We start from the raw sequence: 13,460 nt of genomic DNA, 5'->3' as shown, positions 1-13,460 counted from the left end.
GGAGCGACACCCCTTGCCGTAGTGCGTTCAGGCCAGCAGCGCGTCGACCAGATCGGGCACCAGTCGCGTCGCGGGGCCGAGTCGGGTTTCATCGAACAGCGCGCTACCTGCCGAAGGCTCCAGATTGAGCTCGATGGTGCGCGCGCCAACGGCGCGGGCGGTCTGCACGAAGCCGGCGGCAGGATAGACCGCGCCCGACGTGCCGATCGACACGAACAGGTCCGCGTTTTCGAGCGCCTCGTAGATCCGATCCATCCGATAGGGCATCTCGCCGAAAAAGACGATATCGGGACGCAATCGCGGCTCGTTACATCTGGCGCAGGCCGAAGCGGGCGGCAGGGCGTCCGACCAGGGCGCAGCTTCCCCGCAGGCGGCGCACAGGGCGGACTTCAATTCTCCATGCATGTGAAGCAACCGCTTCGCCCCCGCCCGCTCATGCAGGTCGTCGACATTCTGCGTGACGATCAAGAGATCGCCAGCCCATCGCGCATCCAGCCGCGCCAGCGCCTGATGCGCGGCGTTGGGCGACACCTGCGCCAGCTTGGCGCGCCGTTCGTCATAGAAACGGTGGACCAGCACCGCGTCCCGCGCCAGCGCCTCGGGCGTGCAGACGTCTTCGACCCGATGCCCCTCCCACAAGCCATCAGGACCGCGAAATGTCGCGAGGCCGCTTTCGGCCGAGATGCCGGCGCCGGTCAGGATGACGATGGAGTTGATGGCGTCTTTCTGCATGATGGCCTTCCGCTTACAAGAGAAGCCATGGCGCTGCCACTATCAGGCGCGTTTGGTAAGATGCCGACAGCCTAACCGGTGGGGGCCAGCTTGCGCGCGCGGTCGCGCCATGTTTCCGCCAGCACCGGCATGTCCGCGAGCGCGCGCAGGCCGGCGGGATCACCCTTGTGACCGCCGCTGATCAGCAGGCGGAACAGGCGGTCGATGGGCCATTGCGGAAAGGGTCGTTCGAGCAGGGTCATGCGGGTCCCCGCTTCCACCTCGCCTTCCTGGATGACGCGGCAATAGATGCCGCAACGGCCGGTTTTGACGATCGTCGCCATGACGTCGCGAGCGCCGAAGCGATGGTCGAGTTTCCAGCAGGGCTGGCGGCCATGGCTGATTTCCACCACGGCGCTGCCGAGCGTGAAGCGATCGCCCAGACAGAGTTGCGATTCGGTGAGGCCCCGCGCCGCTATATTTTCGCCAAAGGCGCCAGGAGCATCGAGCAGCTGGTGGCCTGGCAGACGCGCACGCCACCAAGCATAATGATCCTGCGCGTAAAGGTGGATCGCCTTGTCCCAGCCGCCATGATGGACACGGTCGGCGACGGCGTCCCCTTCCAGCCCGCCCCAGCCGATGCGGACCGGCCCCGTCACGGGCTGTTTGGCGATGGCGCTATAGGCTTCGCCGCGAAAGGGCACGGGCGTGCCGACGAGCAACGCGTCGATGGTCATGAAGTCCGCAGTCATCCCGTCCAGATGCCATGATGGCAGGCGGGACGCCATGGCCGATCGGGGCGGATCGGCCTCTGCGAGCAGCTGTTAGCTGGCGCTCAGTTCCGATCCGAGCTTGAGTACTTCGCCGCCATCATCGACCTTGATCAGATAGGCGGGATTGTCCTTGCTGCCATTGCGGCGAATCTTGGAGCCTTCGATGGTGCGTTCGACATGGCGCTCAAACCGTTCTTCCACGCGCCCCCGGCCGACGCCCTGCCCCCAGTTCCACTTGACCCTTTTTCCCTTGCGGAAGCTGTCGGTCATAAGGGCATCCTCTCCATTTTCGGGCGCATGCCGCGCCGGCCGGTTCATCATCGTGCGAAAGCAAAATTCCCAAGGGCTTGCGCGGTTCCCTTGGGTTTTCTTTTTGGTTCGGCTAAGGCGCTGCGATGGATGCTACCGGCCTTCGTGTCGCCCTGTTCAGCGGCAATTATAACTATGTGCGTGATGGCGCGAACCAGGCGCTCAACCGGTTCGTATCCTATCTGCTGCGCCAGGGGGCCGCTGTCCGCGTTTATTCGCCAACGGTCGAGACGCCCGCGTTCGAGCCGGCCGGCGACCTGGTGAGCGCCCCGTCCTTCGCGGTGCCGGGGCGGAAGGAATATCGCGTCCCCTATCGTTTGTCCGGGGCGTTGCGCCGCGACCTCAAAGCGTTCCGCCCCAATCTAGTGCATGTGTCGAGCCCCGATCCGCTGGGGCATCGTGCGGTCAGCTGGGCGCGCGCCCAGGGCTTGCCCACGGTCGCGTCGGTGCACACGCGGTTCGAAACCTATCCGCGCTATTATGGCCTCGCCTTTCTGGAGCCGCTGATCGAATCGATGCTGCGGCGGTTCTACCGGCGGTGCGACGCGATCGTCGCGCCGTCCGAATCCATGGCGCAGCTGCTGCGCGATCAGCGGATGAGCTATGATGTGGGCATCTGGACCCGTGGAATTGATCGCGAGATTTTCTGCCCCGCGCGGCGCGACATGGCCTGGCGGCGATCGCTTGGCATCGGCGACGATGTGCCGGTGATCGGCTTTATCGGCCGGCTGGTCATGGAAAAGGGGCTGGACGTGTTTTCCGACACCGTCGATCAGCTTGCGCAGCGGCAGGTTGCGCACAAGGTGCTGGTGGTGGGCGAAGGTCCGGCGCGCGAATGGTTCGAAAACCGCCTGCCCAGCGCGGTCTTCACCGGATTTCAGAAAGGCGCGGACCTGGGCCGCGCGGTCGCCAGCATGGACATGCTGTTCAATCCGTCGGTCACGGAAACCTTCGGCAATGTGACGCTGGAGGCGATGGCGTGCGGTTTGCCCACGGTCGCCGCGCGCGCGACGGGCAGCGAAAGCCTGGTTACGCAGGGCGTGACCGGGCGACTGATCCGGCCCGGCGCGATCAGCGATTTTGCTGATGCCCTGCAAGCCTATTGCGAGGACCCCGCGGCGCGCGCGGCCGCGGGTCAGGCAGCCCAGCAGCGGGCCGAACGCAACGGATGGGATCAGGTCAATCAGGCATTGGTCGACACCTATTTGCGCATCATCCGCCAGCGCGCCCAGGGACTGGCTCCCCGCTCCAGCCCTGTTCCCTGACCGCGCGGGCGTTCCTATATCGCTGGCGATGGCCGACCTCTTCGCTTCCCACGATGATGCCGCTGACGCTGGCGCGGCCGATACCGCTCCGCTGGCCGACCGGCTGCGCCCCCGCACTTTGGCCGATGTCGTGGGTCAGGAGCATCTGACCGGGCCGGATGGCGCGATCGGCCGGATGGTGGCGGCGGGGCGATTATCGTCCATCATCTTCTGGGGGCCGCCGGGCACGGGCAAGACGACGATATCGCGCCTGCTGGCCGATGCGGTCGGCATGCGGTTCGAGCCGATCTCCGCAGTGTTTTCCGGCGTTGCCGACCTCAAGAAAGTGTTCGCGGCGGCCAAGGAGCATGCGCGCCACGGGGAAAAAACGCTGTTGTTCGTGGACGAGATTCACCGGTTCAATCGCGCGCAACAGGACAGTTTCCTGCCCTTTGTCGAAAATGGCACGGTGACGCTGGTCGGCGCGACGACGGAAAATCCCAGTTTCGAACTGAATGCGGCGCTCCTGTCCCGTGCGCAGGTGCTGATCCTGCGCCGGCTGGACGCGGCTGCGCTGGAACAATTGCTGGACCGCGCCGAAGGCCTGATGGGCCGGCCCCTGCCGCTCGATCCGGCCGCACGGGAGGCGTTGCTGGCGAGCGCCGATGGCGATGGGCGGTTCCTGCTGAACCAGGTCGAAACGCTGTACGCCATCGACATTCCAGAACCGCTCGACCCCGCCGGGCTGTCAGCGCTGCTCCATCGCCGGGTCGCCGTCTATGACAAGGATCGAGAGGGGCATTATAATCTGATTTCCGCGTTGCATAAGTCGCTGCGCGGGTCCGATCCACAGGCCGCGCTTTATTATCTGGCGCGGATGCTGACGGCGGGCGAGGAGCCGCTCTATGTGCTGCGCCGGCTGGTCCGGTTCGCGACGGAGGATATCGGCCTCGCCGACCCGCAGGCGGTGGTGCAGTGCCTTGCGGCCAAGGACGCCTATGATTTTCTGGGCAGTCCCGAAGGCGAACTGGCGATCGTGCAAGCGTGCATCTATTGCGCGACCGCGCCAAAATCCAACGCGGCCTATATGGCGATGAAGGCGTCGTTCCGATCTGCGCGGGAGACGGGATCGCTGATGCCGCCGATGAACATCGTCAATGCGCCCACCAAGCTGATGAAGCAGGTGGGCTATGGCAAAAATTATCAATATGACCATGATGCGGCGGAAGGCTTTTCCGGCGCCAATTACTGGCCAGAAGAGATGAAGGCGCAGACTTTCTACGCGCCCACCGATCGCGGGTTCGAGGCGCGCGTGGCGGAACGCATGGCCTATTGGGACAGGTTGCGTTCGGAGCGAGACGCGGGGTGATGCCCCGGTTCGCGCGGTTTGCCGCCATCGACTGGTCCGGTGCGAAAGGCGCGCGCCACAAGGGGATAGCTGTCGCGCTTTGCGAGGCGGGCGACGCGGTCCCGCACCTGGTGAGCGGTCCGGGAGGCCCATGGTCGCGCCGGCAGGTGGCGGACTGGGTGATGATGGAAGCCCAGAGCGCGGACACGCTGTTCGGGTTCGATTTCAGCTTCGCCCCGCCTTTTGTGCGCCGTGGCGGCTATCTACCCGGAGACGATGTGCCCGATGACGGGCCGGCCTTCTGGGCCTATGTCGATGCGATCTGCGACGACATGGATCTGGGGGCGGCGAGCCTGCTGGAAGTGGCGCATCGCCGCCACTTCTATTTCGGCAAGGCGGATGGAGAGAAGGCGGCCTTTCTGCATCATCGCGTGTGCGAGGCGCTCTATAATGCGGGCGGCGGCGGCAAGCCGTCCACCGTCTATGACGCCATTGGCGCGGCGCAGGTGGCCAAGGCGAGTTTCGCAGGCATGCGGATGCTGCACCATGTGCGGCCGGAGGTGCCGGTTTGGCCGTTCGACCCCTTGCCCGCCGCCGGATCGCTGATCGTCGAAATCTACACCAGCATCGCCGCGCGCGCCGCCGGACGGCCCAAGGGGCGGACGAAGATGCGCGATGCCCTGGCGCTCAATGATGCGCTGGCGACGCTTGGATCGAGGCTGCATGACGGCCCCATGCCCGATGACCATGGCGCGGACGCGATCGTCACCGCCGCCTGGATGCGCCAAGCGGCGACGAACCCCGCGCTCTGGGCACCGGCCGGGTTGACGAACGACGTCGCGCGCACCGAAGGGTGGACCTTCGGGGTGGTGTGACATTGCCTGAGAAGGAAATGGTGCCGGCTGAGGGGATCGAACCCCCGACCTTCGGTTTACAAAACCGCTGCACTACCGCTGTGCTAAGCCGGCTGGATGGCGAGTGCCCTAATGACGGGCGGCATCGCGGTCAACGGCGAAATGCCGATGCGGCGTCTGGCGAACAAGCGCGCTCTAGCCGCCGGGCGACCAACCTGGCGGCGCGAGGGTGAAACCGGCAAATTCGAAGCCCGGCGTGACGGTGCAACTGACCAGGGTCCATCCGCCCAGTGGGGTGGCCGATTGCCAATGATGCGCGGGGACCAGCATCTGCGGCGTCTGGCCACCGATGACGTCGGCCCCCAATATGGTGTCGGACGCGGGACCGTCAGCAGGCGCGATGGACAAGGTGAGCGGCGCGCCGGCATGCCAGAACCATTGTTCGTCGGCATCGACCCGGTGCCAATGGGAGCACTGATGGGCTTCGAGCAGGAACAGGATCGCGGTGCCGGCAGCGCGCGCTCCCGCTTCACTGGGCGCTCTCCACGTCTCCCTATACCAGCCGCCCTCGGGATGGGGCGACAGGTCGAGCGCCGTGATCAGCGCCTTTCCATCCTGTTCATCGATGCTGCGCATCCTCTCACCTCAAATTTTATGGCTGTGGAAACAGAGGCTTGCGCTGTTGCCGCAGGTTCATGCAACCTCGATCAATAGAAGGGGGTTCAAGCTTCAAATCACGCTAAAGGAGGAGATACTCATGCGTAAAGCTCTTATGGCCCTTGCCGCCATCTCGCTGGCTGTTCCCGTTTCCATGACCGTGCCCACCGATGGCGCGCAGGCGCGGAAGCATCATCGCTACAAGGAATGGCGCGGCCGCGACGGGCGCACCTATTGCCGCAAGTCCGATGGCACCACTGGCCTCATTATCGGCGGCGTCGGTGGCGCGCTGGTGGGCCGGGCGATCGACACGCGCGGTGATCGCGCGACGGGAACGATCCTAGGCGCAGCCGGCGGCGCGCTGCTGGGCAAGGAAATCGACAGCAAGCGTCGTTGCCGCTGATCGGAGGTTGCCGGGCGATACCCCGACAATACAGACAAAAAAAGGGACGGCGTCCTCATTGGATGCCGTCCCTTTTTGTTGTTTGAACGCAGGCGTCAGTTGGAAGCGGCGCCGCGGGCTTCCTCGACGGGGAAGCTGACCTGGTGGCCGTTCGATACGCCCGAAACCTTGCCGTCCTTGACCGACAGGTTGAAGGCGACGGCGCCGGGGTAGCGACGGCCGGAAATCTTTTTGCCGGCAGCGGTATCCTGAACGTCATAGACGTAGGTATAGCCTTCGTGCGTGAAGCGCTGCTTGGCCGTGCCTTCAGCCTGGGCAGCGGTGGCGGCGATGGCGCTGACGGCGCCGGCGACAATGAACTTGGACAGCATTCGCATAGGGTTTCTCCTTGTGAATGCCGATCAAACACCTCTTGAACATATTATTATCTGGTTGCCCCCGTGATATGCTGCGGCGCAGCAGAGGGACAATCGCAAAAAATGTCGTTCCGGTTGCGTCGGATGCAATCGCTTGAGCTAGATGCCTCAAGCCTTTGACATGGCGACGATTTGGTCGAACTCCGCCTTGGTGAGCGGGCTGACGGACAGGCGAGGCTGCCGGATGATCGCCATGTCGGACAGAGAGGCTTGCGCCTTCATCGCCTTGAGCGGCACAGGATTGGCCAGCTTTTCCTTGGGCGCGACCTGGACGGCGATCCATTTGCCCGAATCATCGGTACTGTCGGGCGCGGCTTCCCCAACGATCGTCATGATGCCGACCGCCGCCAATCCGATATTGCTGTGGTAGAACAGGGCCAGATCGCCCTTGCGCATGGCCTTCATATGCCCCTGCGCGGCGTGATTGCGCACGCCGTCCCACTCCGCCTGCCCCTTGGCGACAAGATCGTCATAGGAGAAGACATCGGGTTCCGATTTCATAAGCCAATAGTGCATCATGCCTTCTTGCAACAGCGGCCCGGGACGATCAAGGATGCCGCCATGCACGGCCCTGCCCCAATGGCGGACGGGGGCCATCAAAAGACTATGGAGATAGAAAAGTGTCGCAAACGGTGCTGGATCAGGTGCCCGTCCTGTCCATGGCGGACATGCCCAAGGCGGATTTCGCCCAGGCCTTCGGCCAATCCTTTCAGCGGTTCGGCTTCGCGATGGTGCGCGACCATGGCATGGACCCCAAATTGATCGACGAAGGCTGGTCCATGGCGCGGCGCTTTTTCGATCTGCCCGAGGAGGTGAAGCGGCGCTATGACGCCAAATATAATGGCGGGCAGCGCGGATATACCGCGTTCGGGACGGAAATCGCTAAGGGCGCGAGCGAGAATGACCTGAAGGAATTCTGGCATGTGGGCCGCGACCTGCCGGAAGGCGACCCTTTGGCGCAAAGTATGCCGCCCAATGTCTGGCCGGCCGAAATGCCTGAATTCAAGCCGCTATTCGCCAGCCTTTATCGCGAGTTCGACCGGGTCGGCGCGGAGCTCCTGTCGGCCATCGCCCTTTATCTCGACCTGCCCGAACGCTGGTTCGATGGGCCGATCGAAAATGGCAATTCGATCCTGCGGTTGCTCCATTATCCGCCGGTATCGCCGCAGGCGCCGGGCATCCGCGCGGGCGCGCATGAGGATATCAATCTCATCACCCTGTTGCTGGGCGCCGAGGAAGGCGGGCTGGAACTCAAGGATCGCGATGGCAACTGGCTGCCGGTCGTGCCGCCGCCCGGCGCGCTGGCGATCAATGTCGGCGACATGCTCCAGCGGCTGACTAATCATGTGCTGCCATCAACCAGCCATCGCGTCGTCAATCCGCCGCCCGAAAGGCGCGGCCATTCGCGCTATTCGATGCCCTTCTTCCTGCATCTGCGACCCGACTTCATGATCGACGCGCTGCCCCAGTGCGTGAGCGCCGACAATCCGCGCCGCGACCCGCCGATCAGCGCGCATGATTATCTGACCGAGCGATTGATCGAGATCGGGCTGATCAAGGCGTGATTGCCCATGGCGCTGGTTCCGGTCGGGTCCGAAAGTGTCGGCCGGCCGGGCCAGCGCCTATCTGCGCCCGCGGCCGAGCGTAATGCCGATTTCCTCGCCGCGCTCGCTAAGCGCCAGCTTGACGATCTTCACCTCCACATGGCTGACCTTGTCGTCCTGAAGGAAGATGGTGTCGATGATATGGTCGGCGACCGCCTCGATCAGTGTGAAATGCACGCCTTCGGGCAAGGCGGTCGAGGCCGCATGTTTAAGGTCCATATAGTTTTTGGACTGGCTGAGCGGCGTTTCCGGCTCGTAATGGTCGGCGATTCGCAACCGGGCGCGGATCGAGATGCGCAACGGCTGGGGAAGATGCGTTTCTTCCGAATAAATGCCGGTGAGCACGTCGACATGGAGGTTATTGACCTCCAGCGTCAGAAAATCGTCAAAACCCGTGTGCATAGCCTGCCAACCATCGCCCGCGGCCTGACATCAGGCGGGGACTATTTTCTTTCCTTTTGCGGCGCGGGCGCTAAAGCCCCCGCTTCCGGCGCTGCCCCATGCGCCATAGATCGCGGATCGGCAAGTCGTGTCTGATATTATCCCTCTGGATGCCATCGCGCCGCAGTTCGTGGAAGCCCTGCTGGACGCGGCCTTCGGGCCCGATCGCCATGGCCGGACCGCCTATCGTATCCGGGAAGGCATGACGTTCATTCCCGATCTTTCGGTCTCCATCGTCGGTGCGGACAATGACCTGATCGGCACATTGCAAAGCTGGCCGGTCGCCCTGACGCAGTCCGACGGTCGGCAGATGCCGCTCATCATGATCGGGCCGGTCGCGGTCGCCCCCGCGCATCAGCAGGACGGGCATGGTCGGGCGATGATGGATGCCGTGATCGGCAAGGCCCGCGCGTTAGGCACAGAACCGCTGATGATGATCGGCGATCCGGAATATTATGGCCGCTTCTGGGGATTTTCCGCAGATGGCACAAGCGGATGGGACGCCCCCGGACCATTTGAAAAGCGCCGCCTGCTCGCGCTGTCGGTCGACGGGCGACCGGTGGACGGCGAAGGCATGTTGACGCCCCGGATCACAATCACGGCCTGATTCCCCCTTTGCCTTCGGCACGATGGGCACCTATCTCGGAGCCATGCCTATGGACCCCCTGCCCGACCTTGCCAGCCTGTCGCTGTCCGACATTGCCCGGCTGCTCGCCGAGAAGAAATTGCCGCCGGTCGAGCAATGGAATCCCGACCATTGCGGCGATAGCGAGATGCGGATCGCGCGGGACGGCACCTGGTATCATCAGGGGTCGCCGATCGGCCGCGAAGCGATGGTACGGTTATTTTCCACCATCTTGCGGCGTGAGGACGATGGTAGCCATGTATTGGTGACGCCGGTCGAGAAGCTGGACATTGCGGTCGAGGACGCGCCCTTCGTTGCCGTCGAACTCAAAAGCGAAGGCGAAGGCCGCGATCGCGCGCTTGCCTTCCGGCTCAACACCGGCGACCTGGTGACAGCGGGGCCTGACCATGACCTGATCCTGCGCGATACGGACGATGGCCCCCGCCCCTATCTGCATGTGCGTCGCGGGCTGGAGGCGCTGATTGCGCGCAGCGTCTATTATGAACTGATGAACCTGGCGCTGGAGGACGGCGGGGAGCCTGTTGGCCTCTGGAGCCATGGCACCTTCTTCCCGCTGGACCGCGCCCGATGACACTGGCGTTGCGGCTGCGCGCCGCGCTGGAGGAAGGACATCGGCGAACCGACATGCTGCCGCTGTCCGATGTGCGCGATCCGCGGATAGAAGGCGAGATAGCATTGGCCCCGGCCGCCGTGCTGGTTGCGATCACCGATCGGCCGGAGCCGGGATTGATCCTGACGGAGCGATCCACGGCGCTTCGCAAACATGCCGGGCAGGTCGCCTTTCCCGGCGGCCGCGTCGACCCGTCGGACGCCGATGCGATCGCCGGCGCGCTGCGTGAGGCGCAGGAGGAGATCGCGCTGCCGCCCGACCGGGTCGAGCTTGTCGGCATCTCCGACCGTTATCAGACCTTTACCGGTTTCGACATCGTGCCCGTGTTGGGCGTGATTCCGCCGGACCTGCCGCTACGCGCGCAGGAAAGCGAAGTGGCTGCCTGGTTTGAAGTGCCGCTCGCCTTCGCGCTCGATCCCGCCAATCGCATCCGCCATGAGGTCGAATATGCCGGCGCGATGCGGGCCTATTATGAAATCCATTGGGAAGGTCGCCGCATATGGGGCATCACCGCCGCCATTCTCGCCAATCTGTCGCGCAGGCTTGGCCATGACCGCCTTGCTGCCTGACGCGCCCTGGCGTCATCGGCCGGGCCTCGACGCATTGCTGTTCGCGCTGGGGGCAAGAGACGGCCTGGCACGCTATGTCGGCGGGGCCGTGCGTGACGGATTGCTGGGCCTGTCGGTCAATGATCTGGACCTCGCCACATCGCTGCCGCCGACGGCGGTCATGGAACGCCTGAAGGATGCGGGGATCAAGGCGGTGCCGACCGGGATCGACCATGGCACGGTTACGGCCGTGCTGGCCGACGGCCCGGTCGAGATCACGACATTGCGGCGCGACGTCAGTACCGACGGCAGGCGCGCGACCATCGCCTATACCGACGACTGGCGCGAGGACGCGGCGCGCCGCGACTTCACGATCAACGCCCTGTACGCCGACCCGATGACAGGCGCGATCAGCGATTATTTCGGCGGTATCGCGGACCTGGAGGCGCGGCGGTTGCGCTTCATCGGCGATGCGGAGGCGCGGATTGCGGAGGATCATCTGCGCATCCTGCGCTATTTCCGGTTCCTGGCGCGCTATGGCGACAATGAGGTGGACGGCGATGCCTATGCCGCGTGCGTGGCAGCGGCCAATAGCCTGATGGCGTTGTCACGCGAACGGATCGCCGACGAATTGATGAAGCTTCTGGCAGTAGCGTCACCGGTCACGGCCCTGCGCCTGATGGTCGAAGGCGGCATATTGCGCCCGGTGCTGCCGGAAGTCGGGATGGAGGGCGTCGATCGGGTAGCGGCGCTGATCGCACGGGAGGCCAAGGCCAGTTTACCCCCGTCGGCCGTGCGGCGGCTTGCCGCGCTGCTGCCGCCCGATGCAGCCGTGGCCGATCAGGTGGGAGCGCGGTTGAAGCTGTCAAACAAGGCGCGCAAGCGGCTGGCAGTGGCGCTGGCACGGGATGGCGCGGGAGAGAGCATGAAGGCTCTGGCATTCCGCATCGGGACGGAAGGCGCGATCGACCGGTTGCTGCTGGAGAGCGCCCAGCCGGTCGAGGCGCTGGCGCAGTTACGGGGGTGGACGCCGCCCAGGCTGCCGATCAGCGGCGGCGCCCTGATCAAGCGCGGCCTGACGCCGGGACCGGATGTGGCCAAGGCCCTGCAACAGGTTGAGCGGCAATGGGTGGCGGAAGATTTTCCCGATGAGGACCGGGTGCAGCAACTGGCCGATCAGATCGTTTCGAAATTCCAGCGCGCGCGCCAATAGTCGAAGGCGTCGGCTTCGTTCATCGGACGGGCGAAATAATAGCCCTGCGCTTGCCAGCAGCCCATATTCTGAAGCTGGAGCGCGAGCGCCTGGGTTTCGATGCCCTCCGCCGTAACCTTGAGATTAAGCGATTCCGCGAGCGACAGGATGGTTCGCACGATCACCATCTTGTCATGATCCTCCAGCATGGACGACACGAAGCTGCGGTCGATCTTGAGGATATCGATCGGGAGGCTGTGAAGGCTCGCCAGGTTCGAAAAACCCGTGCCGAAATCATCCATCGCGATGGACATGTCGAGATCCTTCAGCGCGACCAGCCATTTGCGCGCCTTGTCAGGATCGGCGACGATCGCGCTCTCGGTCAGTTCGGCGGTCATGCGCCGACCATCGATCCCGGCATAGCGGACCGCTTCTTCAAACATGCTCTCTACGTCATCACGCGCAATCTGAATCGCCGACACATTGACGTTAACCCCCACGGGCATCGGCTGGCCATATTTCGCGTCCCAGCGCGACAGGGCCTGCGCCGCTTCATAGGCGGCCCAACGCCCCAGGGAGGTGATAAGCCCGCTTTCTTCGGCAACCGCGATAAATTCGGTCGGCGGCACATTGCCCAGTTCCGGGTCGTTCCAGCGCGCCAGAGCTTCGAAACCCGTGATTTCGCCGGTCTGAAGGTGAATGAGCGGCTGATAAGCGAGCGACAATCCACCCTGCGACAAGGCGTCGCGCAGGCGGCTTTCAATCGAGAAGCGACGTTGCGCCTCCTTGAGCACGCCATTGCGATAGATTTCGACCTTGCCCGTCCGCTTGGCGATCTTGACCGCAGCCTGCGCCTTGCGAACGACATCATCGGGGTCTTCTTCGAGGTCCAGCGACAGCGCACAGCCGATGGCGCAATCGACGCGAATTTGCAGGTCGCTCAACCGGATGGGTGATCCCATCGCTTCCTGAATTCTCCGAACGATATGAAGAGCGTCTGACAAGCCATTGTTGAGCCGAGCGAAAATCGCGAAATCATTGCCGCCGATCCGCGCCAGAACGTCACCCTGGCGCAGGCAGGATTTCAGGCGCTTCGCCACCGTGATGAGCAATTCGTCGCCGGCCATCGGCCCCAGCGACTCATTGACCCGGCTGAAGCGGCTGAGATCAATGGCGATGATGCCGAATTGCGCCGAGTCGGGCCAGACGCCATTTTTCAGGCGATCGTCAATTTCCTCGCCAAAGCCGGTGCGGTTGGGGAGCGCGGTCAGCCCGTCGGCCAGCAGCTCGCGCCGCAAATTTTTTTCGATCGCCCGTTCGTTGGTCCGGTCCGTCGCCGTGAACAAAAGCAAATGCTGCGCCGGGTCATCGCTGTGCAACCGACCGATGGTGCACATATGATATTCCGGCCCGAGCTTCCCTTCGCGCCGCGTTTCGAAAATTACATTATCCTTGCCCGAGTCAATGAAGTGGCGGATGCGTTCGGCCCAGACCGAATTGGGCAGAATATCGGCGGGACTGACCCGTCCTTGTTCCATCGCCTGATTGAAGCGGGCGTTACCCGCAATCACCGAAAGCCCGGCCCCCCGATAGGCCACGATCGCTGCGGCCTGCGGCAGCGCCATGAGGAACTCGGCGGGATCTTCAAGCGAGCAAACGCAAGGGCCCGCGTCACCGCAGCTAGCTTCGCTACGGATCGTCTGA

The 13,460-nt window shown here is 64.0% G+C and carries 17 protein-coding genes and 1 tRNA gene; 9 read left to right on the top strand and 9 right to left on the bottom strand.

What is annotated here, in order from left to right; translation table 11 throughout:
- Nucleotides 1–27: 27 nt before the first annotated feature.
- The 3 genes from SAB01S_RS00710 to SAB01S_RS00700 form a co-directional block, all read right to left on the bottom strand.
- Nucleotides 28–732, bottom strand: coding sequence for an NAD-dependent deacylase (locus tag SAB01S_RS00710; RefSeq protein ID WP_062731279.1), 705 nt, complete (start codon nt 730–732; stop codon nt 28–30).
- 71 nt (nt 733–803) lie between these two features.
- Complete coding sequence (locus SAB01S_RS00705; RefSeq protein WP_062731278.1) at nt 804–1,463, bottom strand: MOSC domain-containing protein; 660 nt, start codon at nt 1,461–1,463, stop codon at nt 804–806.
- A gap of 72 nt (nt 1,464–1,535) precedes the next feature.
- On the bottom strand, nt 1,536–1,754 hold the full coding sequence (locus tag SAB01S_RS00700) for a hypervirulence associated TUDOR domain-containing protein (RefSeq protein ID WP_062731483.1): 219 nt from the start codon (nt 1,752–1,754) through the stop codon (nt 1,536–1,538).
- A gap of 125 nt (nt 1,755–1,879) precedes the next feature.
- On the opposite strand from SAB01S_RS00700, the gene SAB01S_RS00695 reads away from it, so the two are divergent.
- From SAB01S_RS00695 to SAB01S_RS00685, 3 genes are read left to right on the top strand one after another with little or no spacing between them, the layout of a single operon-like run.
- Nucleotides 1,880–3,058 carry a glycosyltransferase family 4 protein gene (locus SAB01S_RS00695; RefSeq protein WP_062731277.1) on the top strand — a complete coding sequence of 393 codons (1,179 nt, stop codon included), beginning with the start codon at nt 1,880–1,882 and terminating at the stop codon, nt 3,056–3,058.
- 28 nt (nt 3,059–3,086) lie between these two features.
- A complete protein-coding gene (locus SAB01S_RS00690; RefSeq protein ID WP_062731276.1) occupies nt 3,087–4,406 on the top strand; it encodes a replication-associated recombination protein A in 1,320 nt (439 codons plus the stop codon).
- Complete coding sequence (locus tag SAB01S_RS00685; protein WP_062731275.1) at nt 4,403–5,260, top strand: hypothetical protein; 858 nt, start codon at nt 4,403–4,405, stop codon at nt 5,258–5,260. The genes SAB01S_RS00690 and SAB01S_RS00685 overlap by 4 nt, the downstream gene beginning before the upstream one ends.
- A gap of 18 nt (nt 5,261–5,278) precedes the next feature.
- Here SAB01S_RS00685 and SAB01S_RS00680 read toward each other — a convergent pair.
- Together SAB01S_RS00680 and SAB01S_RS00675 are read right to left on the bottom strand one after the other, a co-directional pair.
- Nucleotides 5,279–5,353 (bottom strand) — tRNA-Thr (locus SAB01S_RS00680).
- A gap of 81 nt (nt 5,354–5,434) precedes the next feature.
- On the bottom strand, nt 5,435–5,875 hold the full coding sequence (locus SAB01S_RS00675) for a cupin domain-containing protein (protein ID WP_062731274.1): 441 nt from the start codon (nt 5,873–5,875) through the stop codon (nt 5,435–5,437).
- 121 nt (nt 5,876–5,996) lie between these two features.
- Here SAB01S_RS00675 and SAB01S_RS00670 point away from each other — a divergent pair, with 121 nt between their 5' ends.
- A complete protein-coding gene (locus tag SAB01S_RS00670; protein WP_062731273.1) occupies nt 5,997–6,299 on the top strand; it encodes a glycine zipper 2TM domain-containing protein in 303 nt (100 codons plus the stop codon).
- A gap of 95 nt (nt 6,300–6,394) precedes the next feature.
- On the opposite strand, the gene SAB01S_RS00665 is transcribed toward SAB01S_RS00670, so the two are convergent.
- Nucleotides 6,395–6,670, bottom strand: coding sequence for a hypothetical protein (locus tag SAB01S_RS00665; RefSeq protein WP_062731272.1), 276 nt, complete (start codon nt 6,668–6,670; stop codon nt 6,395–6,397).
- A gap of 153 nt (nt 6,671–6,823) precedes the next feature.
- Nucleotides 6,824–7,231 (bottom strand): EVE domain-containing protein, encoded by a 408-nt coding sequence (locus SAB01S_RS00660; protein ID WP_062731482.1) that lies wholly within the window; start codon nt 7,229–7,231, stop codon nt 6,824–6,826.
- Nucleotides 7,232–7,335: 104 nt separating this feature from the next.
- On the opposite strand from SAB01S_RS00660, the gene SAB01S_RS00655 reads away from it, so the two are divergent.
- A complete protein-coding gene (locus SAB01S_RS00655) occupies nt 7,336–8,280 on the top strand; it encodes an isopenicillin N synthase family dioxygenase (protein WP_062731271.1) in 945 nt (314 codons plus the stop codon).
- Nucleotides 8,281–8,337: 57 nt separating this feature from the next.
- On the opposite strand, the gene SAB01S_RS00650 is transcribed toward SAB01S_RS00655, so the two are convergent.
- Entirely contained in the window at nt 8,338–8,721 is a 384-nt protein-coding gene (locus tag SAB01S_RS00650; RefSeq protein ID WP_062731270.1) for a dihydroneopterin aldolase, read from the bottom strand.
- A 127-nt stretch (nt 8,722–8,848) separates the two neighbouring features.
- On the opposite strand from SAB01S_RS00650, the gene SAB01S_RS00645 reads away from it, so the two are divergent.
- From SAB01S_RS00645 to SAB01S_RS00630, 4 genes are read left to right on the top strand one after another with little or no spacing between them, the layout of a single operon-like run.
- Entirely contained in the window at nt 8,849–9,367 is a 519-nt protein-coding gene (locus SAB01S_RS00645; RefSeq protein WP_062731269.1) for a GNAT family N-acetyltransferase, read from the top strand.
- A 43-nt stretch (nt 9,368–9,410) separates the two neighbouring features.
- Entirely contained in the window at nt 9,411–9,977 is a 567-nt protein-coding gene (locus SAB01S_RS00640; RefSeq protein ID WP_062731480.1) for a DUF1285 domain-containing protein, read from the top strand.
- A complete protein-coding gene (locus tag SAB01S_RS00635) occupies nt 9,974–10,585 on the top strand; it encodes a CoA pyrophosphatase (protein WP_062731268.1) in 612 nt (203 codons plus the stop codon). Before SAB01S_RS00640 ends, SAB01S_RS00635 begins: the two co-directional genes overlap by 4 nt.
- The gene (locus tag SAB01S_RS00630) at nt 10,566–11,777 is read left to right on the top strand and encodes a CCA tRNA nucleotidyltransferase (protein WP_062731267.1); all 1,212 of its coding nucleotides are present in this window, start codon (nt 10,566–10,568) and stop codon (nt 11,775–11,777) included. Before SAB01S_RS00635 ends, SAB01S_RS00630 begins: the two co-directional genes overlap by 20 nt.
- Here the strand turns inward: SAB01S_RS00630 and SAB01S_RS00625 are convergent.
- Entirely contained in the window at nt 11,741–13,381 is a 1,641-nt protein-coding gene (locus SAB01S_RS00625) for a putative bifunctional diguanylate cyclase/phosphodiesterase (protein ID WP_245646376.1), read from the bottom strand. The two genes, SAB01S_RS00630 and SAB01S_RS00625, sit on opposite strands and share 37 nt — an antisense overlap.
- Nucleotides 13,382–13,460 lie beyond the last annotated feature (79 nt).

The sequence above is a fragment of the Sphingobium abikonense NBRC 16140 genome (genome assembly GCF_001598335.1).
GTDB lineage: Bacteria > Pseudomonadota > Alphaproteobacteria > Sphingomonadales > Sphingomonadaceae > Sphingobium > Sphingobium abikonense.
The sequence above is the reverse complement of the archived record's forward strand: the minus strand, read 5'-3'. Positions and strand labels throughout refer to the sequence as shown.